Here is a 22,086-nt window from a genome sequence, read left to right as displayed (position 1 = left end):
GCAAAGCGGCTCGAGTGATTCGTGTGCCTGTTGAGAAGGCAGCCCAACCGCGGGCGGGCCTTCCGCCCCGTCGGTAGACCCGGTATGAAGTGGCTCGCACAGGGGCCAAACGGCGTTTGGGAGGGAGTTTCATGGCAGCCAAGACGAATTTCCGGGGTTCTTTCACCGCCTTGGTCACTCCTTTCAAGAACGGGTCCGTGGACGAGGCCGCTTTTCGCAGCCTCGTGAACTGGCAGATCGACGAGGGCACCAACGGCCTCGTGCCGGTCGGCACGACGGGCGAGAGCCCGACGCTCAGCCATGACGAGCACAAGCGGGTGGTCGAGTGGTGCATTGCCGAGGCCAAGGGGCGGGTTCCCGTGGTGGCCGGCGCCGGCTCCAATTCGACCAAAGAGGCGGTCGAGCTCGCCCAGCACGCCGAGAAGGCGGGGGCGGACGCGGTGCTGGTGGTGACGCCCTATTACAACAAGCCGACGCAGGAAGGCCTGTATCAGCACTTCAAGGCGATCAACGACGCGATCGGCATTCCGATCATCATCTACAACATTCCGCCGCGCTCGGTGATCGACATGTCCGTCGACACCATGAAGCGCCTGTTCGAGCTGAAGAACATCGCCGGCGTGAAGGACGCCACCGCCAGCATGGTGCGGGTGTCGCAGCAGCGCGCCGCGATGGGCGAGGAGTTCAACCAGCTCTCGGGCGAGGATGCGACGATCATCGGCTACATGGCGCATGGCGGCCATGGCTGCATCTCCGTCACGTCGAACGTCGCGCCGCGGCTGTGCTCGGAATTCCACCAGGCCTGGCAGAAGGGCGATGTCGCCACCGCGCTGAAGATCCACGACAAGCTGATGCCGCTGCACACCAACCTGTTCATCGAGTCCAACCCGGCGCCGGTGAAATACGCGTTGTCGCTGCTCGGCAAGATCGAGGAGAAGCTGCGGCTGCCGATGGTGCCGGTGTCGGAGCCGACCCGGGTCGCGGTGCGCGAGGCGATGGTTCATGCCGGACTGATCAACTGAGCCGACGTATCTTGAGGGGGATGCGAGCATGTTGAAGGAATTCCGTGAATTCGCGATGAAGGGCAACGTCGTCGACCTCGCGGTCGGCGTCATCATCGGCGCGGCGTTCGGCGCCATCGTCAACTCGCTGGTCGGCGACGTCATCATGCCGATCATCGGCGCGGTCACCGGCGGCCTTGATTTCTCCAACTACTTTATCCCGCTGTCCAAAGCGGTAAATGCCGGCAACCTTGCCGATGCGAAGAAGCAGGGTGCGGTGCTGGCCTATGGCAGCTTCCTGACGATCACGCTGAACTTCGTGATCGTTGCCTTCGTTCTTTTCATCGTCATCCGGCTGATGAACACGTTGAAGCGGAAGCAGGAGGCTGCGCCGGCCGCTCCGCCGAAGCCCACACCCGAGGTCGAGCTTCTGACCGAAATCAGGGATCTCCTGAAGAAGGCCTGACGTGGCAGACAAGAACGAGCCCAAGATCACCGTCGCCGCAGAGAACCGCAAGGCGCGGTTCAATTATGCGATCGAGGACACCATCGAGGCCGGCATCGCGCTGACCGGCACGGAGGTGAAGTCGGTCCGCAGCGGCAAGTCGACGATCGCGGAATCCTATGCGGATTCGCGCGACGGCGAGATCTGGCTGATCAACGCCAACATTCCCGAATATCTGCAGGCCAACCGCTTCAATCACGAGCCGAAGCGGCCGCGCAAGCTGCTGCTGCATCGCAAGCAGATCAACAAGCTGATGGGCGCGGTCGAGCGCGAAGGCATGACGCTGATCCCGCTCAAGCTCTATTTCAACGAGCGTGGCCGCGCCAAGCTGCTGCTCGCCGTCGCCAAGGGCAAGAAGCTGCACGACAAGCGCGAGAGCGAAAAGAAGCGCGATTGGGGCCGCGAGAAGGGCCGGCTGCTGCGGGCGCGCGGCTAACGAGACCTTTGCCGCGCGCTCCTCGGCGGCACGCCTGAGCCTTGGGACAGCATCCGATGAATCAGAAGAACCTCTTGGATGTCGACTGGAGCCGGATTCCGGCTCCGACCGACGACGGCGCAGCAGATCATCTGGTCGGGACGATCATTCCCGCGATCGGACTGCGTGCCACCGACGACACGCTGGTCACGTTGTCCGATCTGCCGGGACGGACCGTCGTGTTCGCGTATCCGCGGACCGGCGAACCCGGCAAGGTGTCGCTGGTCGAGGACTGGGACATGATCCCAGGTGCGCGCGGCTGCACGCCGCAGACCTGCAGCTTCCGCGACCTGTTCGGCGAGTTGAAATCGGCAGGCGCCGCGCATGTGTTCGGCCTGTCGACGCAGAGCAATGCCTATCAGACCGAGATGGCCTCGCGCCTGCACCTGCCGTTTCCGGTGCTGTCGGACGAAAAGCTCGAGCTGACCAATGCCCTGCGGTTGCCGACCATGGAGATCGCCGGGCTGACCATGATCAAGCGGCTTGCCATGATCGTGGACGACGCCTGCATCACCCACGTGTTCTATCCGGTGTTTCCTCCGGACAGGAACGCGGGCGACGTGCTGGCGTGGCTGAAGGACAACCGCGTCGCCGCGTGAGGATGGGGCGGACCGACCTAATCGAGATCCGCCTTCACGCGCGCGAACACGGCGTGGAACATCTCGGTCGTGAGCACGCCGGTGTTCGTGTTGTAGCGAGAGCAGTGATAGCTGTCGTACAGCCTGATCCCGCCGGCCTGGTGCACGGCGCCGTGGGCGAAGGGCGCCGCGACCGCGCGCAGGCCCAGCAGCTTCAGCAGCGTGTCGTGGGAGATGCGGCCGAGCGCGACGATGCTGCGCAGCCGCGGCATCGCGGCGATGGTGGCGCCGAGGAAGCTCCGGCACTGGTTGATCTCGGCCGGCAGCGGCTTGTTCTGCGGCGGCACGCAGCGCACCGCGTTGCTGATTCGGCAATCCACCAGCGTCAGCCCGTCGTCGGGACGTGCCTCGAATCGGCCCTTCGCAAATCCGTAGTGCAGCAGCGTCCCGTAGAGCAACTCGCCGGCATAGTCGCCGGTGAAGGGACGCCCGGTCCGATTGGCGCCCTGCAGCCCCGGCGCGAGCCCGACGATCAACAGCCGCGCATCGGGATCACCGAACGACGGCACAGGCGCGTTGAACCATGACGGCTCGCGCGCGCGCTGCGCCTCGCGGAATTCCACGAGGCGAGGGCACAGCGGACAGTCTCGATCGGGATTGGTCGAAGACAGGGCAGGCGGCGCAGGCTGAGTGCCCGTCCGCCTAGTCCTCGAAATCGTCATCGTTGGGCGTGGTGGTGGCGGTGGTCGTGGCGCGGGCGGCCGGCGTGGTGGAGCGCTGCAGGAATTGCGGGGAATGGTGGCGCGGCTCGCGCGGGGCGGGGCGCTCCGACGGGTCGCGGCCGAGCTTGGACTGCAACTCCATGAGGTCGGTGAAGACGTCGGCCTGACGGCGCAGCTCGTCGGCGATCATCGGCGGCTGGCTGGAGATGGTCGAGATCACGGTGACGCGAACGCCGCGGCGCTGCATCGCTTCGACCAGCGAGCGGAAGTCGCCGTCGCCCGAGAACAGCACCATCTGGTCGATATGCTCGGCGAGCTCCATGGCATCGACGGCGAGCTCGATGTCCATGTTGCCCTTGACCTTGCGTCGGCCGCTGGCGTCGATGAACTCCTTCGTCGCCTTGGTGACGACGGTATAGCCGTTGTAGTCGAGCCAGTCGATCAAGGGCCGAATCGACGAGTACTCCTGATCCTCGATGATCGCGGTGTAATAGAATGCGCGGAGCAGCGTGCCGCGGCTCTGAAATTCCTTGAGCAGGCGCTTGTAGTCGATGTCGAAGCCGAGCGTCTTGGCCGTGGCGTATAGGTTGGCGCCGTCAATGAAGAGCGCAATCTTGTTGGTCGAAGATGACATTCAGTGTCTCGCGTTCAGTTAGATTCTATTTTGGGCGCGACTCCAGTCGGTCGCGCACTCCATTTCAAGATACTGCCAAGGCGTCGGCGGTCCATCTGGTGTGAGGTTACCGCAAACCGGAGTGATCGGGGCAACAAAGGCGTACTTGTGACGACGTAATGAAGCGTTTTCTTGTCCAAGGCCCGAATTCCGCGGGTCTGGACGGAGCGCCAGTCAAGGTTGCCGAATTCGGTACTCCTTGCCCCTTACCGAACCCTGACGCCAGTTTTGCCTTGCGAAAGCCAGCCAGCCTCTATAACTAGCCCAGCATAATCAGCATATTAAGCACACAAAGGACCGGAGCGACAATGGCGCGCGTCACTGTGGAAGATTGTATCGATAAAGTCGACAACCGGTTCGACCTGGTTCTCCTGGCCGCGCATCGCGCGCGCATGATCTCGTCAGGATCGCAACTTACAATTGATAGAGATAATGACAAGAATCCCGTCGTCGCACTCCGGGAAATTGCGGATTCGACCATTTCTCCCGAGGATCTGAAGGAAGAACTGGTGCATTCGCTGCAGAAGTTCGTCGAGGTCGACGAGCCGGAGCCGGACACGGTGCCGCTGATCGGCTCGGCCGGTGCCAGCGTCGATGCCGACGACACCGAGGTCGCCGTCGAGCGCATGACCGAGGAAGAGCTGCTGAAGGGCCTCGAGGGCCTCGCTCCGCCGGAAGAGCAGCCGGAAGAGGACGAGTGACGGTCTCGTCACCGTCAGCGCGAGCTCCAGCCAGCTTGTGAGAATGTGAAGGCCCGGACCACGTCCGGGCCTTTGCATTTGAACGTGATTCCGTGATTACCATAGGGCTGCGACAAGCGCCTGCCATCCGGCAGATTTGGTCACGAAGATAAAGGTTTAGTCATTTTCCATGGTGGTTTCGGGCCACACTCCTCAGCAGATGCAGGCGGCGGCCGAATCGGCCGCGTTGGCGCCTTCGCCGCCGGCTGAGCGGCCGCGGCCGCCGAAGCCGCGCTCCCGCATGATGCGACAGTACGATCTCGTGGAACGGGTCCGCTCCTACAATCCGGATACGAACGAGGATCTGCTCAACCGCGCGTATGTGTACGCCATGAAGGCGCATGGGTCGCAGACCCGCGCGTCCGGCGACCCGTATTTCACGCATCCGCTCGAGGTCGCGGCCATTTTGACCGACCTGAAGCTGGACGACGCCACCATCGTCGCGGCGCTGCTGCACGACACGATCGAGGACACCGAGGCGACCCGCGCCGAGATCGACCGCTTCTTCGGCCCCGAGATCGGTGCGCTCGTCGAGGGATTGACCAAGCTGAAACGGCTCGAGCTGGTTTCGCGCGAGGCCAAGCAGGCCGAGAATCTGCGCAAGCTCCTGCTGGCGATCGCCGATGACGTGCGTGTGCTCTTGGTCAAGCTCGCGGATCGCTTGCATAACATGCGCACGCTGGAGTTCGTGCCGGAGGCATCCCGGCGGCGGATCGCTGAGGAGACGCTCGACATCTACGCGCCGCTCGCGGGCCGCATGGGCATGCAGGAGATGCGCGAGGAGCTCGAGGATCTCTCGTTCCGGACGCTCGACCCGCAGGCGTACAGCGTGGTGATGCAGCGGCTCGATGCGCTGGCGGAGCGCAATCGCAACCTGATCGGCGAGATCGAGAGCCAGCTGGCCCGCAAGTTTCGCGAGCATGGCCTGACGGCGCGGGTGTTCGGTCGCCGCAAGCGGCCATTCTCGATCTGGACCAAGATGGAACGCAAATCCATCGGGTTCGAGCAGCTGTCCGACATCTTCGGCTTTCGCGTCATCATGCCGGATCTCGAATCCTGCTATCGTGCGCTCGGTATCGTGCATACGACGTGGCCTGTCGTGCCCGGCCGGTTCAAGGACTACATCTCGACGCCGAAGCAGAACGACTATCGCTCGATCCACACGACCGTGATCGGCCCGGGCAAGCAGCGCGTCGAGCTGCAGATCCGCACCGAGGACATGGATCAGATCGCCGAGCTCGGCATCGCGGCCCATGCCTTCTACAAGGACGACATCGCCTCGCCGACGGAGCGGCTGAAGCGCGAATCGAATGCCTTCGCCTGGCTGCGCCACACCATCGGCATCCTTTCCGAGAGCGCCAACCCCGAGGAGTTCCTCGAGCACACCAAGCTCGAGCTGTTTCACGATCAGGTGTTCTGCTTCACGCCGAAGGGCAAGCTCATCGCGCTGCCACGCCACGCAAACGTGATCGACTTCGCCTATGCCGTGCATACCGACGTCGGCAACAGCGCCGTCGGCTGCAAGATCAACGGCAAGTTCGCCGCGCTGTCGTCGGAGCTGCAGAACGGCGACGAGGTCGAGGTGCTGACCTCGGACGCGCAGTCGGCGCCGCCCTCGGCCTGGGAGACGCTCGCGATCACCGGCAAGGCACGCGCCGCCATCCGGCGCGCCACCCGAACCGCCGTGCGCGATCAATATGCCGGGCTGGGCCGGCGCATCGTCGAACGTCTGTTCGAGCGGACCAAGCTCGAATATGCCGACGACAAGCTCAAGGGCGCGCTGCCGCGTCTGGCGCGCGCCTCGATCGAGGACGTGATGGCGGCGGTCGGCCGCGGCGAGATCAAGGCCTCCGACGTCGCGCGCGCAATGTATCCGGACTACAAGGAAGAGCGCGTCGTGCGCTACGGCGCCAAGAAGACGGCCGCCGCGCCGGCAGCCAAGGCTGCCGCGCCTGCGGCCGAGCCCCACCGCGGCCCGTTTGCCATCCCGATCAGCGGGCTCAATTCCGGCCTGCCGGTGAAGTTCGCGCCCAACGGCGGTGCCGTGCCGGGCGACCGCATCGTCGGCATCGTGACGCCGGGCGAGGGGATCACGATCTATCCGATCCAGTCGCCGGCGCTGAAGGATTTCGAGGAGGAGCCAGAGCGCTGGCTCGACGTGCGCTGGGACGTCGACGAGACCTCGCCGCAGCGCTTTCCGGCGCGCATTCGCGTCGAGAACGTCAACGAGCCGGGCAGCCTCGCCCAGGTCGCCACCGTGATCGCCGAGCATGACGGCAACATCGACAACATCAGCATGAGCCGCCGCTCGCCTGACTTCACCGAGCTCACGATCGATCTCGAGGTCTATGACCTCAAGCATCTCTCGGCGATCATCAACCAGTTGCGCGCCAAGACCATCGTGGCGCGGGTCGACCGGGTGAATGGCTAATCTGCGGGGATGGCTGCGGCGTTCTGCTTCGGGATGCGCTAAACAAGCCGTAGTCTACTCGAAAGTCCTGCGAGCCGGCCCATGTCCGATCCGTCGAAGTCACATCCTCCGAAGCTGCGCCTTGGCGTCAACGTCGACCACATCGCCACCTTGCGAAATGCCCGCGGCGGCCGCAGCCCCGATCCGGTGCGCGCCGCGCTGCTTGCGATCGAGGCCGGGGCCGACGGCATCACGGCGCATCTGCGCGAGGACCGCCGGCACATCCGCGACGACGACATGGCGCGGCTGAAGGCCGAGATCTCCAAGCCGCTGAACTTCGAGATGGCGGCCACCGAGGAGATGGTGCGGATCGCGCTTGCGACGCGCCCGCATGCCTGCTGCCTGGTGCCGGAGCGGCGCGAGGAGCTGACCACCGAGGGCGGCCTCGACGTGGTCGGCCAGCACAAGGCGCTGGCGCCGGCGATCGCCCGGCTGAGCGATGCCGGCATCCGGGTCTCGCTGTTCATCGCCGCCGACCCGGCGCAGATCGAGATGGCGGCGCGGCTGCGCGCGCCCGTGATCGAGATCCACACCGGCGGCTGGTGCGATGCCATCACCGACGGCCACCACGACAAGGCGGACGCGGAGTGGGAGCGGATCGTCACCGGCACCCGGCAGGCCTATGCAGCCGGGCTCGAGGTCCATGCCGGCCACGGGCTCGACTATGCCACCGCCGAGCGGATCGCGACGCTGCCGGAGATCGTCGAGCTCAACATCGGCTACTTCATGATGGGGGAGGCGCTGTTCGTGGGCCTCGCCGAGACCGTCCGCACCATGCGCGCGGCGATGGATCGCGGCCGTGCGCGGTTGGGGACGGCGGCATGATCATCGGCATCGGCTCCGACCTGATCGACATCCGCCGCGTGGCCGAGGTGATGGACCGGCACGGCGAGCGCTTCCTGAACCGGATCTTCACCGCGGCCGAGCGCGCCAAGGCGGAGCGGCGGGCCAAGAACGAGAAGATGGTGGTCGCCACCTACGCCAAGCGGTTCGCTGCCAAGGAGGCCTGCGCCAAGGCGCTCGGCACCGGGATCCGTCAGGGGGTGTGGTGGCGCGACATGGGCGTCGTCAATCTGCCCGGCGGCCGGCCGACCATGCAGCTCACGGGGGGCGCGGCCGAACGGCTGAAGGCGCTGACCCCCGAGGGCCACGAGCCGCGCATCGACCTGTCGATCACCGACGACTGGCCGCTGGCGCAAGCCTTCGTCATAATTTCGGCGGTGCGCCGCGAGACATCCTGACGGGCGGCCGCCCCAGCAGGAAAAACAAAAATGCGATCGATTTCAGCGAGTTATGTAGTTTTGATGCGGCGATTGATTGCGCGGCCCCGCGCAGTCGTCTAAAACCCGCCGGGATCGAACCGGCTGCATCACGGGCGGATTCTGGGTCAAACCGGAGTTGGCCTTAACCACCAGAATCAGGACAGACTCCCTTAAGCCGCGGAACGGTATGGTGTTCGCGGACGGAGGGGTGTTCGGCAACGGCTGGCGAATCGTCGGACCATTCGCCAAGGGACATTGAAAGAGCGATGAGCGTGACCTCCGGAACCAAGACTGAGAGCGGCCTCGGTGAAACCGTTCGTGTCGTCGTTCATGCGCTACTGATCGCGCTGGTGATCCGTACGTTCCTGTTCCAGCCGTTCAACATCCCGTCGGGATCGATGAAGGCGACCCTGCTGGTCGGCGACTATCTGTTCGTATCGAAATATTCGTACGGCTATAGCCACTACTCGATCCCGCTGTCGCCGCCGCTGTTCTCGGGCCGCATCTTCGGCTCGGAGCCGAACCGCGGCGACATCGTCGTGTTTCGCCTGCCGAAGGATGATACCACCGACTACATCAAGCGCGTGATCGGCCTGCCTGGCGACCGCATCCAGGTGCGCGAAGGGCTGCTCTACATCAACGACAAGCCGGTGCAGCGCGAGCGGCTGTCCGACTTCATCGGCGAGGATCCCTGCGGGCAGCCGGACTCGACCGCGCGCGTCAAGCGCTGGAAGGAGACGCTGCCGAACGGCGTCAGCTATGAGACGCTGGACTGCGTCGACAACGGCTATGTCGACAACACCGCGGTGTATACCGTGCCGGCCGGCAACTTCTTCATGATGGGCGACAACCGCGACAACTCGACCGACAGCCGCTTCCTCAGCCAGGTCGGCTACGTGCCGTTCGAGAACATCGTCGGCCGTGCGCAGCTGATCTTCTTTTCCATTGCCGAAGGCGAGCATGCCTGGGCGTTCTGGCGCTGGCCGGTATCGGTGCGCTGGAATCGAATCTTCAAATTCGTGCGATGATCGACGACTCACCCGATATCCAGACCACGCAGGCTGCCGCATCGAGCCCGCAACCCGGCACGGGTGCGCTGGAGGCGTCGCCCAAGGCTGTGTCGCGGCCGAAGTCTGAGATCAAGCCCGAGCAGAAGAGCGAGCCCAAGACTGAGCCAAAGGCCGATTCCAGGACCGAGGCGAAGCCGGTCTCCAAGCCGGACATGAAGACCGTCGAGTCCGAATCGGGGTCCGCTGGCCCGACCGACGATGGGGCCGACCCGACCGCGCTCGTTGCCGAGGCCGAATCCGACGGCAAAGCGCGCAGCAAGGCGAAGGGCAGCCGCCGTGCCAAGAGCGCGGGGACCGGCGCCGCCAAGGGCGCCAAGGCCGCGGACAAGGCCGCCAATGCGGCGATCGAGGCGCGCATCGGCCATCACTTTGCCGATCCGTCGCTGCTCAGCACCGCCTTCACCCACGTCTCGGCGCTGAAATCGTCCAAGAAGCGCGGCGACAGCTATCAGCGGCTCGAATTTCTCGGCGACCACGTGCTCGGCCTGATCGTGTCCGACATGCTGTACCGCTCGTTTCCGAGCGCGGACGAAGGGGAGCTGTCGAAGCGGCTCGCCGATCTCGTGCGCAAGGAGAGCTGTGCCGACGTCGCCAAGTCGCTCGGCCTGCTCGACGACATCAAGCTCGGCGCGGTCGGCGCCGGCGCCGGGGCGCGGTTGCGCAAGTCGGTGCTGGGTGACGTCTGCGAGGCGGTGATCGGCGCGATCTTCCTCGACGGCGGCTACACCGCCGCGGCGGGCTTCGTCGAGCGCAACTGGACCGAGCGCATGCACAAGCCGCGGCGCCCGCTGCGCGATCCGAAGACGGTGCTGCAGGAATGGGCGCAGGGCAAGGGCCTGCCGACCCCGGTTTACCGGGAGGTGGAGCGCACCGGCCCGCATCACGATCCGCAGTTCCGTGTCGCCGTCGACCTGCCGGGGCTGGAGCCGGCCGAAGGCATCGGCGGCTCGAAGCGCGCGGCAGAAAAGGTGGCGGCATCTGTCATGATCGAGCGCGAAGGCGTGAGCGGCGGCAGCAATGACGGCTGAACAACAATCGGTGCCGGCTGCCGGGACCCGCTGCGGTTTCGTCGCGCTGATCGGCGCGCCCAATGTCGGCAAGTCGACGCTCGTCAACGCCCTGGTCGGCTCCAAGGTCACGATCGTCTCGCGCAAGGTGCAGACGACGCGGGCGCTGATCCGCGGCATCGTCATCGAGGGGGCGTCTCAGATCATCCTGGTCGATACCCCCGGCATCTTCGCGCCGAAGCGCAGGCTGGACCGCGCCATGGTCACGACGGCCTGGAGCGGGGCGCATGACGCCGATGTCGTCTGCGTGCTGCTCGATGCCAAGAAGGGCATCGACGACGAGGCGCAGTCCATCATCGACAAGGCGGCTGCGGTCGCGCACGAAAAGATCCTGGTGGTCAACAAGGTCGACCTGGTGCCGCGCGAGAAGCTGCTGGCGCTGGTCGCGGCCGCCAACGAGAAGCTGTCGTTCGCGCGCACCTTCATGATCTCGGCGATCTCCGGCGACGGCGTCGACGATCTCAGGCGGGCGTTGGCGGAGATGGTGCCTCCCGGTCCGTTCCATTATCCCGAGGACCAGATGTCGGACGCGCCGATGCGGCACCTCGCGGCTGAGATCACCCGCGAGAAGATCTATTCGCATCTGCATCAGGAGCTGCCCTACCAGTCCACGGTCGAGACCGACAGCTGGACCGAGCGCAAGGACGGCTCGATCCGCATCGAGCAGACGATCTTCGTGGAGCGCGACAGCCAGCGCAAGATCGTGCTCGGCAAGGGCGGCGCGACGATCAAGTCGATCGGCGCGCAGGCGCGCAAGGAAATCGCAGAGATCACCGGCGTGCCGGTGCACCTGTTTCTGTTCGTGAAGGTGCGTGAGAACTGGGGCGACGATCCCGACCGCTACCGGGAGATGGGGCTCGAGTTCCCCAGGGAATGACAATGAGCGTGCCGCGCAACGTGCTGTGGTTCGAAGTGCTGCTCTACATCTCGCTGATGCTGGACGCGCTGTCCGTTGCGGTGTCGGACCGGACGCCGACCTTCGACATGACCGAGGACATGATCACCGCGCAGACCGTGCTCAACGGGGTGGTCATCCTGCTGCTGTTCTATTTCGTCTATCTGGCGGCGCAGCGCCGCAGGAACTGGCCGCGCTGGGTGCTGCTGGGGGCGCTGGTGCTGTCCGACATCTCCCTGGTGCAGGTGATCGGCCAGAAGGGCATGACGCTCGATGCCGGCATCGAGGTCATCTCCTGCGCGCTGACGACGATGGGTCTGTACTACTCGTTCACGGGCGATGCGCGCGGCTGGTTCAACGCGTGACGCTTTGACCGTAAGGGCCGTAGAGCGCGGCGCGCCCACCAAGGTTGGGGGCTAGCGCAGAAGGCCACCAAGACGTCATTGCGAGCGCAGCGAAGCAATCCAGGGCTGCGATCCGACTCTGGATTGCTTCGCTGCGCTCGCAATGACGAGTTTTGTGGCGGCAGCGCGCACAAGCTACGTTGATTGTCCACCCGCGGCCGGCACTAGGAGGCAAGCGCGTGTGGAATCATTTGGGCGGCTCGTGAGATGGAATGGACCGACGATGGCATCGTGCTGGGCGTGCGGCGGCACGGCGAATCCTCGGCTGTCGTCGAGCTGCTGACCCGCGAGCATGGCCGGCATCTCGGTCTCGTGCGCGGGGCCAGCGGCAAGCGCATGCGGCCGGTGCTGCAGCCGGGCAACACGGTGCGCGCGACCTGGCGCGCGCGGCTCGACGAGCACCTCGGCATGTACGCCATCGACGCGCTGACCTTGCGGGCGGCGGGGCTGATCTCCGCGCAACACGGCGCCTACGGCGTGACGCATCTTGCCTCGCTGGCCCGGCTGTTGCCGGAGCGCGATCCGCACGAAGACGTGTATCTGCGGCTCGAACATGCGCTCGATGATTTCGAGGATGTGGGCTGCGCCGCTGTCCACATCGTGCGCTTCGAGCTGGCGATCCTCGCCGAACTCGGCTTCGGGCTCGATCTCGACTCCTGCGCTGCGACCGGCGAGACCTCGGACCTGATCTACGTATCGCCGAAGTCGGGCGGCGCGGTGTCGCGCACGGCCGGCGCGCCATGGGCCGACCGCCTGCTGCCTTTGCCGCCCTTCCTGCGCGAGAGCGAGCAGGGCGATGGCTGGTCGCAGCAGGATCTGCTCGACGGTTTCCGGCTGACCGGCCTGTTCCTTCTGCGTCATGTGCTGGAGCCGCGCGGGCAGGGCCATTCCGACGCCCGCGAGGGCTTCATCAACGCGGTGACGCGGGCAAGGCCCGCCTTGCGATAGGGCTCGTTTTCGACGTTCGTCGTCATGTGCCCGCGCGCTCGTTCGCCAACGTCGAGACTGACGACACCACGGGCATCGCGGCAAAGCTGATCCCGATACCGTCTCCGATTGTGACGTCATTCACATCCGTCTTCACACGACCGACGCAGGATCATGCAACAATCCTGGTTGATGATAGTTCTTAGATCATTTTGAGGTTGCGTCGGCCGCGGGTCCTGGCGAAGATTACAGCCCTTCGACGAGATGCGTTTCGTGCGCGCCTTTTTTCATCATCGTGGGGCATTTCGATCATGAGCGATTTCGAGAACCGCAAATCCAGCAACGGGTTCACGTCCAAGCTGTGGCGTGGCGAGCGCATGACGATGATCGGCTTCGACGTTGCCGAGCCCGAACCCGACCTGGTCGGATTCTCGATCGAGGTGAAGTCGCCGGGCGCACGGGATTTTTCTCAGTTGCGCAACAGGATCGCGTTTTCCTACCCGGCCGGGGCCGACGCGGCGGTCGACGGCAACCGCAATTTCCCGTCGACCGAGGCGCCGTTCCAGAAATTCCGCTGGATCCATTTTCCCTACAGGCCCAAGGATGGAGTCTATACGTATCGTGTCGCCAAGCAGCACATGCGCAACGACGGCACGCTGGTGGCGGGGACCAGCCTCACGCTCGACATCACGCAGAGCGCCGTGACCTATGACGGCCTGGTCGACGTCGGTTTCACCCGCAACTTCGCCTCGTCTCAGGCCTATCGCGATCAGTTCGGCAACAATGCCGAGATCATTCCCGTCGAGAGCCGCGACGGGCCGGGCTTCGACAAGCTCGACCTCACCAACGAGGCCGGCGACAGCGTCTATGAGTGGCTGGGGTTCGAGGCCTACGACCTCCTGTTCGGCTTCTTGAAAGAGGCCCTGGCGGATCCCGGGCTCACGCTCGACGTGATGGCCTATGACCTCAACGAGCCCGATGTGATCGGCCAGCTCGAGCAGTTCGGTCCGCGGCTGCGGGCGATCATCGACGATTCCAATGCCAAGGATAACAGTCACAAGCTGCCGGGCAGCGCGGAGTCGCGCAGCGCCAAGCGCTTCAAGCAGGCGGGTGCTGCCGTGCTGCGCACGCATTTCAGCAACCTCCAGCACAACAAGGTCCTGATCACGCGCCGCGACGGCAAGCCCGAGAAGGTGCTGTGCGGCTCGACCAATTTCACCTTCCGCGGCCTCTATATTCAGGCCAACAACATGCTGGTCTTTCATTCGCCTGATGTCGCCGGGCTGTTCGGCGAGATGTTCGACATCGCCTTCGAGGACCCCTCGGTCTTCCGGAAGAATGATTTCTCCAAGAAGTGGCACGCCGTCCATACCGAGGGAAAGCCGACCGTACAGCTCTGCTTCTCACCGCACCAGGCCACCGATCTCTCGCTCAATCCGATCCGGGCCGCGATCGATCAGGCCACCTCGTCGGTGTTCTACTCGGTCGCGTTTCTGAGCCAGCTCGGCGACGGTCCGACCAAGGAGGCGTTCGACCGCGTGATGGAGCGGCCGATCTTCAGCTACGGCACGGTCGACAAGCGCGGCGCCCTGGAGCTGCGCAAGCCCGACGGCTCGATCGGTCTCGTCGATTTCGCCTATCTCGCGAGCAAGGCGCCGGAGCCGTTCCGCAGCGAATGGTCCGGCGGCAAGGGCCGCAACATCCATCACAAATTCCTGGTGACCGATTTCAGCCTGCCGACCGCGAAAGTGTTCACCGGATCGAGCAACTTCTCGCCGAGCGGAGAGAAGGGCAACGGCGACCACCTCATCATGATCGAGGACCGAAAGATCGCCACCTCCTATGCGATCGAGGCCACCCGCGTGTTCGATCACCTGCAGTTTCGCAACCGGATGCGCGACGCGTTCAAGGGCAAGTCCGAGCGGCAGCGCTCCGCGTCCGCGCCTGCGGCGATCACGCTGCGCAAGCCGACGGCGTTGTCCGGCAAGCCGGCCTGGTTCGAGCGCTTCTACGTCGACGGCTCGCAGGCCGAACGCGATCGATTGCTGTTCTCGTCCTAGATATCGTTACGGACAGAGTTGGAGACGACCATGCCATTGAACGACTATTCGCTTCTCAAGGGTCGGCCCATCAACAATCGTCTGGCGTCGGGAAGCAGTCCGCACTATCAGGTGCAGGTCTCCGCCGACGGTGAGCTCTATCGCATCGCCATCAATGTCCGTTCCCAGGATGGCAGCGAGGTCGAGTTCCTGGTCCGCTCGCGCTTCGAACATCCGATCGTCGACGGCCTGAAGGCGTTTTCGGAGGGGCTGCATCCATTGGAGAGCAAGCCCGGCGGCGTGGCGCTCGATTTCATCCGGGGCAATCTGATGCAGCCGTGGGAGCTCAAGCCGCTGCCGCTGTCGGCCGCGGGCCCCGACAACGATCTCAACGAGAAAATCGACGCCTACGTTCAGCGCGCCATGTCCGACGAGACGGCTCTCATTTATGCCTTCGGCGTCGCATGGGGACCGGAGGAGAAGGCCGACCGCTATTTCGGCTTCAAGCCCGGCCGCGGTATCCACGATATCCATTTCAACCAGGGCAATCCGGCCGGCAAATACGCCGGGGACAACGGTCCCTGGCAGGACGGTGGACTGATCTTCGAGTTTCCCGACCAGCAGCAATGGGTCGCCATCTTCCTGAAGTTCCAGACCCAGGCCTGGCATTCGGACGATGTCAGCGGCGGGGTCATCCTGCCGCCCGATCCCGATCACCCGAACGCGCCGCATACGCCGCCCGACCGCGACCACATTCCGCCGCTCGACGTGCCCGACGGGCTGGTGCGGATCATCGCGGCCTATGTCAACGACGTGCGCACGCCGGAGCACGAGACGGTCACGCTGCTGAACACCGCCGATGTCGACGTCGATCTCACCGGCTGGCAGATCAAGGACAAGCAGAAGAACGCCATGCAGCTCAGCGGCACGATCGCGCGCGGCGCCACCTTGGTGGTGCCCATCGTCGCGCCGGTCGCGCTGTCGAACCGGGGCGGCATCATCACGCTGTTGAATGCCGCAGGCGTGAAGGTGCACGGCGTCTCCTATACGCGGGAACAGGCGGCGCAGCCGGGCCGCACCATCCCGTTCCAGTCGTGACCACGTGTCGCGCGGCGGAGCCGTCTCGTCGAAGCGTGGGCTCTCTGCTGGCGCAGAGGCGGGGTGACGTGTACTCCTGTCACGTAAGGGCCAAGGCAAGAGGGCGGCACATTGCTGCCCCCCGCGCAGGTCACGGCGTGAGAGGAGAACGTCATGGGAGTGCTGGTCGACGGCCAATGGCACGACGTCTGGTACGACACGGCGGCATCCGGCGGCCGTTTCATCCGCAAGGATTCTGCGTTCCGCAGCTTCGTCACGGCTGACGGCCGTCCGGGCCCGTCCGGCACCGGCGGCTTCGCGGCGGAAGCGGGCCGCTATCATCTCTATGTCAGCCTGGCCTGCCCGTGGGCTCACCGCACCCTGATCATGCGCGCCCTGAAGGGGCTCGATGACATGATCTCGGTATCGGTCGTGCACTGGCTGATGCGCGAGCGGGGCTGGACCTTTGCCGAGGGTCCGGGCGTCGTGGCCGACAGCGTCAATCACGCCGGCCTTCTGCACCAGGTCTACACCGCCGCGGAGCCGCATTATTCCGGCCGCGTCACCGTGCCCGTGCTGTGGGACAAGCAGAAGCGCACCATCGTCAACAACGAATCCTCCGAAATCATCCGCATGCTGAATTCGTCGTTCGACGGCGTCGGCGCCAAGCAAGGTGACTATTATCCGCAAGCCCAGCGTGACGAGATCGACGCCATCAATGCGCGCGTCTACGACACGCTGAACAACGGCGTCTACAAATGCGGCTTCGCGACCACGCAAGGGGCGTATGAGGAGGCGATCGGCCCGCTGTTCGCCACGCTCGACTGGCTGGAGGAGCGGCTGTCGGCGCGCCGCTTCCTGCTCGGCAACACCTTGACCGAGGCCGACATCCGGCTGTTCACGACCCTGATCCGCTTCGATGCCGTCTATGTCGGCCACTTCAAGTGCAACATCCGTCGCATCGCCGACTATCCGCATCTCGCAGCCTACACGCGCGATCTCTACCAATGGCCGGGAATCGCCGCGACAGTGAATTTCGAGCACATCAAGCGGCACTATTACGAGAGCCATCGCACCATCAATCCGACCGGCATCGTCCCGGTCGGGCCGCGGCAGGATTTCACCGCGCCGCATGGGCGCGAGCGCCTGGCGACGAATTGACGAGGATCCATGGCGGGTGAACGCAACCTCGATACGCTGCTGCGCACGATGGCTCCCGAGCTGCAGGACGGCGCGTTCGTGTTCTGCACTGTCGACACGCATCAGGACATCCCGGCCGGGCTGACGCCCCTCATGCTGTTCCGGGAGCGCGAAGCGATCACGCTCATCGTGCCGCGCGAGGAAGCAGAGCGGGCAGGGTTGCCCTGCCGGTTCGCCTCGCGCCTGATCACGCTCTCGGTGCTATCAGCGCTTGATGCGGTGGGTTTCCTTGCCGCGGTGACGACGAAGCTCGCGGCCGCCGGCATCAGCGTCAACGCGGTCTCGGCGTTTCACCACGATCATCTGTTCGTGCCGGAAGCACGAGGCAAGGAAGCCGTGCTGCTCTTGCATGAGCTGTCTCGCAGCGCCGCCACCTAGCGATGGCAGGACGACGATCAGTCAGGCTTTGCTTCTGCCGACGTGATGCGATCGGCCTCGCCGGAGTCCACTCGGTTTCTTGCGTGTCGTGGCCGGCGACCGCTTCGTGTCACGCGCGGCGCGGGGGGCCGGAGGCCGGCGTGGCGCGATCAGCGTTCGCTCGGCCTGCGCGCGCACCAGGTCCATCAACATCATCGCTGCGGGCGACGGGGTCCGCCCCTTCAGCCGCAGGATGCCGAACTGCGCCATCAGCAGATCCGATGCGCGCGGCTCTTTCAGCTCGGCCACGTTGAGGCGGATCAACTGACCGGAGGCCAGCTCGTGGGTGAGAACGGCGTCGCCCGCGACGAGCACGATGTCGGAGCGAATGGCCATTTGCACCAGCAGGCTCGCGTTCTCGGATTCGAGCGCGACGTCGAAGCCGCGGCCCTCCGGCGCAGCGATGAGCGCTTCCAAGCGCCTGCTGAATTCCGGCGGCAGCGCAACGGAGGCGAAGTGCTGGCCGGCAAGTTCGCGTGCCGAAAGCTCCCGTCGGCGCGCCAACGGATGAGTCGCCCGACAGTAGAAGTATCCCGGAAGGCCGCCGAGCGGCTCGATGTCGAGGCTGTCGTCGGCGCGGATGTCGGTGATGTGCGCGAGGAAGAAATCGAGCTTGCCTTGCTGCAGCACCTCCATCAGGGCGCGCCAATTGTCCTGCACCACGATGATGCGCACGGACGGGTGCTCCGAATACAGCCGCGCCATGGCATCCGGCAGAAGCGTCAGCCCGGTGAAGGCGCCGACGCCCACCGTCACCTCGCCGGCATCTCCCGAGCGGAGCAGGCGCATCTCGCGGCCGAGATCGTCGGCGCCAGACAACAGCGACCGGGCCCGTGCCACCAGCCGTTCGCCGACCGGGGTGATCTCCACCGAGCGCGAGCTGCGGTCGAACAGCCGCATCCCGGCGGCGTCCTCCAAGGTCTGCAAGCTGCGGCTCAGCGCCGACTGCGTGACGTGGGCGCGCTGGGCCGCCCGGGCGAAATGCCGCTCTTCCGCGAGGTAGACCAACTGCTGCAGCTGGCGCAGGGTGGGGGTGTACATCGATGAGCCGAAATCATTGATCCAGCCATAACAATTCATTGGATTTCTGAGACCGTCAATTCCAAAATGGCGCAAATACAAACAGGGGAAATGCCATGGCGGGGTTGGCCAAGTCGCCCCGCGCTGCGGCAGTCTCCCGGCAACAGGCTCTTCTCATGCCCAACGGCGCGCAAGCTCTGATACGGACCCTGGTCAATTCCGGCATTCGGGTCTGCTTCACCAATCCCGGCACCTCGGAGATGCATTTCGTCGCGGCGCTGGATTCCGCGCCGGAGATGCGCGCCGTGCTGTGCCTGTTCGAAGGCGTGGCGACCGGCGCGGCGGACGGCTACGCCCGCATGACCGGCACGCCCGCGGCAACGCTGCTGCATCTCGGCTGCGGCCTCGGCAACGGCCTCGCCAATCTGCACAATGCGCGCAAGGGCAAGGTGCCCGTCGTGAACATCGTCGGCGACCACGCCACCTACCATGTCCCGTATGACGCGCAGCTCCAGTCCGACATCGAGACCGTCGCGCGCAACGTCTCGCCGGAATTCGTCTGGACCTCGCAGGTGACGTCGGAATTGTGCCGCGACGCGGTGGCGGCCGTGAAGGCGGCGTGCTCCTGGCCCGGACAGGTTGCGACGCTGATCCTGCCGGCCGACGTGTCCTGGGGGGAGGGCGGCGTCGCCGAGCCGGCGCCGGTGATCGAGCCGCCGGCGGCCGCCGACGATGCGACCGTGCAGGCGGTCGCCGAGGCGATCAGGGCGGGCGGCCGCAGCGCTTTTCTGCTCGGTGGCACCGCGCTGCACGAGGAGTCGCTGCTGGCGGCCGCGCGCATCGCGGCGGCCTGCGGCGTGAAAGTCTACGCCGAGACCTTTCCGACGCGCATGCAGCGGGGAGCGGGCCTGCCGGCCGTCGAGCGCATCGCCTATCTCGCCGAGATGGCGCAGATCCAGCTCAAGGAGATCGACACCCTGATCCTGGTCGACGCCAAGGCGCCGGTGTCGTTCTTCGCCTATCCCGGCAAGAAGAGCTATCTGCCGCATGACGGCTGCAGGGTGCTGACCTTGTCGACGCCGGCGCAATGCGCCGCGGGCAGCCTGGTCAAGCTTGCGGCCGCGCTGGAGGCCAACAGCGCCACGCCGGCATTGTCACCGGCCTCGCGGCCCGGGCGTCCGCGCGGCAAGAAGCTCACCGCGGAAAAGGTCTGCAAGGCCGTGGGTCATCTCCTGCCCGAGAACGCCATCATTATCGACGAGGCCATCAGCTCCGGCCTGATGCTGTCGAAGTTCACCGCGGGCGCGCCGCGCCACGATCTGATCACCTTGACCGGCGGCGCCATCGGGCAGGGGTTGCCGAACGCGATCGGCGCGGCGATCGCCTGTCCGGACCGGCCGGTGATCGCGCTGATCGGCGACGGCAGCTCGATGTACACGATCCAGTCGCTGTGGACGATCGCGCGCGAGCGGCTCAACGTCACCGCCATCATCTTCAACAACGCCTCCTACTCCGTGCTCAACGTCGAGCTGGAGCGGGTCGGCGCCGAGGAGATCGGTCCGAAGGCGCGGGCGCAGCTCGATTTGCACGGGCCGGTCCTGAAATTCGCGCAGATCGCCGACGGCATGGGCGTGCGATCGACCCGCGTCGCCACGCCGGACGAACTCACCAGCGCGTTGCAGGGGGCGCTGGCGCGGCCGGGGCCGCATCTGATCGAGGCGATGGTGCCGCCGGCGCTGACCGGCCTCAAGTTGAAGCTCCTGCCGCATCTCCTGGGATCGCTCGACCGCGTCCCGCTGCCGGTGGCGCGGATGCTCAAGCGCAAGATCGCGCCGTGACATGAGCGCGACGCTGCAATCCGACCTCGTCATCGCCGGCGGCGGTCTCGCCGGCATCGTCACCGCGCTGGAAGCGCTGCGCGCCGGCAAGTCGGTGACCATCGTGGACAGGGACACGCCGGAGCGGTTCGGCGGGCTGGCGTTGTGGGCGTTCGGCGGCATGGCGCTGATCGGCACGCCGTTGCAGGCGCGCATGAAGATCCCGGATACGCCGGAGATCGCGCTGCGCGACTGGATCAGGTTCGGCGAGCTCGACGCGGCCGAGCACTGGCCGCTGCAATGGGCGCGCTATTACGTCGAGCATTCGCGCGCCGAGGTCTACGACTGGCTGCTGGCGCACGGCGTGACCTTCATGCCGGCCGTGAACTGGGTCGAGCGCGGCCGGCACGGCGACGGCAATGCGCTGCCGCGCTACCACATCGTCTGGGGCACCTCGCAGCGGCTGACGCGCGTGATGATCGCGGCGATGCGCGCGGCCGATCGTGGCGGCAGACTGACGGTTCTGCACCGCCATTGCGTCGTCGGCCTCGATCGCGCCGGCGGCGCCGTGGCGGGCGTCGTTGCCGTCAACGAGGAGACGGGCGCGGAAATCCGCATCGCAGCGCCGCTGACGGTGCTGGCGATGGGCGGTCTCAATGGCAGCCACGCGGAGGCTCGCGCCAACTGGGTCAAAGGCCGGCCGCTGCCGCAGGCGATGCTCAATGGCGCGCATCCGTTCTCCGACGGCAAGCTGCATCACCACGCGGCCGAGGCGCTGGGCGCCGAGATCACGCATGCCGGCGAGATGTGGAACTACGCCGCCGGAATTCCGCATCCGTTTCCGCATTTCGAGGGCCATGGCCTGTCGCTGGTGCCGTGCAAGTCGGCACTGTGGCTCAATCACAAAGGCGAGCGGATCGGGCCGGAGCCGCTGGTGACCGGCTTCGACACCCATGATCTGTGCCGGCGCGTCGCGGCGCAGGAGAAGCCCTATACGTGGCATCTGTTGAACTGGCGCATCGCCGCCAAGGAGTTCGCCATCTCCGGCGCCGAGCACAATCCGCGCATCCGCGACCGGCAGATGCCGATGTTCCTCAAGGAGACGCTGCTCGGCAATCATCGCCTGGTGCGGCAGATGCAGCGCGAGAGCCGGCATTTCCTGGTCGACGAGACGCTGGCTGGCCTCGCCGCCAAAATGAATGCGCTGACCGGCACCGGCGACGTGAAGCCGGAGGTGCTCCAGGCCACCGCCGACGCCTTCGACGCGAACTTTGGGAATGGCGACAAGCTCCACAACGACGACCAGTTGCGCCGCATTCTGCATGCGCGGCAATGGGGGCCGGACAAGCTCCGCACCTGCAAGCCTGCGCCGCTGCAGGCGCCGGGCGCCGGGCCGTACATCGCCATTCATATGCAACTCATCACCCGCAAGAGCCTCGGCGGCCTCAAGACCGATCTGCAGAGCCGGGTCCTCGACACCACGGGCGCGCCGATCGGCGGCCTCTACGCGGTCGGCGAAGCCGCCGGCTTCGGCGGCGGTGGCGCCTCGGGCAAGCGCTCGCTGGAAGGCACGTTCCTGCCGGGTTGCATTCTCACCGCACGGGCGGCGGTGCGCGCGATGTGACGGCTACGGGAACCGTACGAGTCCGCGGAACCGCCGCTGAATTATTGCTCGGTCACTGTCGATCCGGTGCTGCTACGTTCGTCTTCGAGGCACAGGAGATGGA

22 protein-coding genes are annotated in these 22,086 nt (G+C 65.6%); 19 read left to right on the top strand and 3 right to left on the bottom strand.

What is annotated here, in order from left to right; all coding sequences use genetic code 11:
* Nucleotides 1-131: 131 nt before the first annotated feature.
* The 4 genes from dapA to ACQR1F_RS07765 are packed head-to-tail and all read left to right on the top strand — an operon-like array spanning nucleotide 132 to nucleotide 2,580.
* Nucleotides 132-1,022, top strand: a complete 891-nt coding sequence (dapA, locus tag ACQR1F_RS07780) for a 4-hydroxy-tetrahydrodipicolinate synthase (RefSeq protein ID WP_316181901.1) — start codon at nucleotides 132-134, stop codon at nucleotides 1,020-1,022.
* 28 nt (nucleotides 1,023-1,050) lie between these two features.
* On the top strand, nucleotides 1,051-1,467 hold the full coding sequence (gene mscL, locus ACQR1F_RS07775; RefSeq protein WP_316181903.1) for a large conductance mechanosensitive channel protein MscL: 417 nt from the start codon (nucleotides 1,051-1,053) through the stop codon (nucleotides 1,465-1,467).
* Between the two features lies 1 nt (nucleotide 1,468).
* Entirely contained in the window at nucleotides 1,469-1,942 is a 474-nt protein-coding gene (gene smpB, locus ACQR1F_RS07770) for an SsrA-binding protein SmpB (RefSeq protein ID WP_315804006.1), read from the top strand.
* A gap of 56 nt (nucleotides 1,943-1,998) precedes the next feature.
* A complete protein-coding gene (locus ACQR1F_RS07765; RefSeq protein WP_315804005.1) occupies nucleotides 1,999-2,580 on the top strand; it encodes a peroxiredoxin in 582 nt (193 codons plus the stop codon).
* Nucleotides 2,581-2,597: 17 nt separating this feature from the next.
* On the opposite strand, the gene ACQR1F_RS07760 is transcribed toward ACQR1F_RS07765, so the two are convergent.
* Nucleotides 2,598-3,281, bottom strand: coding sequence for a uracil-DNA glycosylase (locus ACQR1F_RS07760; RefSeq protein ID WP_315804004.1), 684 nt, complete (start codon nucleotides 3,279-3,281; stop codon nucleotides 2,598-2,600).
* The gene (locus ACQR1F_RS07755; protein ID WP_315804003.1) at nucleotides 3,262-3,915 is read right to left on the bottom strand and encodes an NYN domain-containing protein; all 654 of its coding nucleotides are present in this window, start codon (nucleotides 3,913-3,915) and stop codon (nucleotides 3,262-3,264) included. Before ACQR1F_RS07755 ends, ACQR1F_RS07760 begins: the two co-directional genes overlap by 20 nt.
* A 347-nt stretch (nucleotides 3,916-4,262) precedes the next feature.
* Here ACQR1F_RS07755 and rpoZ point away from each other — a divergent pair, with 347 nt between their 5' ends.
* The 13 genes from rpoZ (at nucleotide 4,263) to ACQR1F_RS07690 (ending at nucleotide 17,483) form a co-directional block, all read left to right on the top strand.
* The gene (gene rpoZ, locus ACQR1F_RS07750; RefSeq protein ID WP_006612728.1) at nucleotides 4,263-4,655 is read left to right on the top strand and encodes a DNA-directed RNA polymerase subunit omega; all 393 of its coding nucleotides are present in this window, start codon (nucleotides 4,263-4,265) and stop codon (nucleotides 4,653-4,655) included.
* Nucleotides 4,656-4,824: 169 nt separating this feature from the next.
* Nucleotides 4,825-7,125 carry a RelA/SpoT family protein gene (locus ACQR1F_RS07745; RefSeq protein ID WP_316181904.1) on the top strand — a complete coding sequence of 767 codons (2,301 nt, stop codon included), beginning with the start codon at nucleotides 4,825-4,827 and terminating at the stop codon, nucleotides 7,123-7,125.
* 81 nt (nucleotides 7,126-7,206) lie between these two features.
* Nucleotides 7,207-7,989: a pyridoxine 5'-phosphate synthase gene (locus ACQR1F_RS07740; RefSeq protein WP_434874498.1), complete on the top strand. Its 783-nt coding sequence runs from the start codon at nucleotides 7,207-7,209 to the stop codon at nucleotides 7,987-7,989.
* On the top strand, nucleotides 7,986-8,405 hold the full coding sequence (gene acpS / locus ACQR1F_RS07735) for a holo-ACP synthase (protein WP_315804001.1): 420 nt from the start codon (nucleotides 7,986-7,988) through the stop codon (nucleotides 8,403-8,405). Before ACQR1F_RS07740 ends, acpS begins: the two co-directional genes overlap by 4 nt.
* A gap of 287 nt (nucleotides 8,406-8,692) precedes the next feature.
* Nucleotides 8,693-9,454 (top strand): signal peptidase I, encoded by a 762-nt coding sequence (gene lepB / locus ACQR1F_RS07730; RefSeq protein ID WP_315804000.1) that lies wholly within the window; start codon nucleotides 8,693-8,695, stop codon nucleotides 9,452-9,454.
* Nucleotides 9,451-10,524, top strand: coding sequence for a ribonuclease III (gene rnc / locus ACQR1F_RS07725; protein WP_434912767.1), 1,074 nt, complete (start codon nucleotides 9,451-9,453; stop codon nucleotides 10,522-10,524). Before lepB ends, rnc begins: the two co-directional genes overlap by 4 nt.
* Nucleotides 10,514-11,440, top strand: a complete 927-nt coding sequence (era, locus tag ACQR1F_RS07720; RefSeq protein WP_315803998.1) for a GTPase Era — start codon at nucleotides 10,514-10,516, stop codon at nucleotides 11,438-11,440. The genes rnc and era overlap by 11 nt, the downstream gene beginning before the upstream one ends.
* A gap of 2 nt (nucleotides 11,441-11,442) precedes the next feature.
* A complete protein-coding gene (locus ACQR1F_RS07715; RefSeq protein ID WP_315803997.1) occupies nucleotides 11,443-11,823 on the top strand; it encodes a hypothetical protein in 381 nt (126 codons plus the stop codon).
* 246 nt (nucleotides 11,824-12,069) lie between these two features.
* Entirely contained in the window at nucleotides 12,070-12,810 is a 741-nt protein-coding gene (recO, locus tag ACQR1F_RS07710) for a DNA repair protein RecO (protein ID WP_434912766.1), read from the top strand.
* A gap of 290 nt (nucleotides 12,811-13,100) precedes the next feature.
* Entirely contained in the window at nucleotides 13,101-14,849 is a 1,749-nt protein-coding gene (locus ACQR1F_RS07705) for a phospholipase D-like domain-containing protein (protein WP_434896444.1), read from the top strand.
* Between the two features lie 30 nt (nucleotides 14,850-14,879).
* Complete coding sequence (locus tag ACQR1F_RS07700; RefSeq protein WP_315803994.1) at nucleotides 14,880-15,926, top strand: DUF2278 family protein; 1,047 nt, start codon at nucleotides 14,880-14,882, stop codon at nucleotides 15,924-15,926.
* A 153-nt stretch (nucleotides 15,927-16,079) separates the two neighbouring features.
* Nucleotides 16,080-17,066: a glutathione S-transferase family protein gene (locus ACQR1F_RS07695; RefSeq protein ID WP_434912765.1), complete on the top strand. Its 987-nt coding sequence runs from the start codon at nucleotides 16,080-16,082 to the stop codon at nucleotides 17,064-17,066.
* A gap of 9 nt (nucleotides 17,067-17,075) precedes the next feature.
* Complete coding sequence (locus tag ACQR1F_RS07690; protein WP_434890171.1) at nucleotides 17,076-17,483, top strand: ACT domain-containing protein; 408 nt, start codon at nucleotides 17,076-17,078, stop codon at nucleotides 17,481-17,483.
* A 21-nt stretch (nucleotides 17,484-17,504) separates the two neighbouring features.
* Here ACQR1F_RS07690 and ACQR1F_RS07685 read toward each other — a convergent pair whose 3' ends face one another.
* On the bottom strand, nucleotides 17,505-18,563 hold the full coding sequence (locus tag ACQR1F_RS07685) for a LysR family transcriptional regulator (RefSeq protein ID WP_316181916.1): 1,059 nt from the start codon (nucleotides 18,561-18,563) through the stop codon (nucleotides 17,505-17,507).
* 155 nt (nucleotides 18,564-18,718) lie between these two features.
* On the opposite strand from ACQR1F_RS07685, the gene ACQR1F_RS07680 reads away from it, so the two are divergent.
* Both ACQR1F_RS07680 and ACQR1F_RS07675 read left to right on the top strand, forming a co-directional pair.
* Nucleotides 18,719-20,380, top strand: coding sequence for an acetolactate synthase large subunit (locus tag ACQR1F_RS07680; protein ID WP_434912764.1), 1,662 nt, complete (start codon nucleotides 18,719-18,721; stop codon nucleotides 20,378-20,380).
* Between the two features lies 1 nt (nucleotide 20,381).
* Nucleotides 20,382-21,983 carry an FAD-binding protein gene (locus ACQR1F_RS07675; protein WP_434912763.1) on the top strand — a complete coding sequence of 534 codons (1,602 nt, stop codon included), beginning with the start codon at nucleotides 20,382-20,384 and terminating at the stop codon, nucleotides 21,981-21,983.
* The last annotated feature ends 103 nt before the right edge of the window (nucleotides 21,984-22,086 follow it).

Source organism: Bradyrhizobium sp. HKCCYLS3013, from assembly GCF_051167615.1.
Lineage (GTDB): Bacteria > Pseudomonadota > Alphaproteobacteria > Rhizobiales > Xanthobacteraceae > Bradyrhizobium.
This window is presented reverse-complemented; position numbering and strand designations above follow the sequence as displayed.